We start from the raw sequence: 373 nt of genomic DNA, 5'->3' as shown, positions 1-373 counted from the left end.
TTCAGGGTCACGCGCCAAAATGGGAGATTGATGATGAATTCATTCCTGAAGTCATGCACTGCGCTGACGGTCGCGCTGACCTTCTCCGGTCAGGCGGTTGCCCAGGTCAAGGAACTGGGCAAGGGGGAAGGCCAAGTCAACATCGTTGCCTGGCCGGGCTATATCGAGCGCGGCGAGACCGACAAGGGCTATGACTGGGTCACCGCCTTCGAGAAGGAGAGTGGCTGCAAGGTCAACGTCAAGACCGCCAATACATCCGATGAGATGGTGTCGCTGATGAACGAGGGCGGCTTCGACCTCGTCACCGCTTCGGGCGATGCCTCGTTGCGCCTCGTCGCTGGCAAGCTCGTGCAGCCGATCAACACCGATCTCA

At 59.5% G+C, this 373-nt stretch carries 1 pseudogene; it reads left to right on the top strand.

Features of this window, described 5'->3' with window-relative positions:
• Positions 1–33 precede the first annotated feature (33 nt).
• A pseudogene (locus EN859_RS35850) lies at positions 34–373 on the top strand (spermidine/putrescine ABC transporter substrate-binding protein); the annotation flags it as partial.

This window comes from Mesorhizobium sp. M00.F.Ca.ET.216.01.1.1, from assembly GCF_004010325.2.
Taxonomy (GTDB): domain Bacteria; phylum Pseudomonadota; class Alphaproteobacteria; order Rhizobiales; family Rhizobiaceae; genus Mesorhizobium.
Note: the sequence above shows the minus strand (reverse complement) of the source record. Positions and strands in the feature narration are given on the sequence as shown.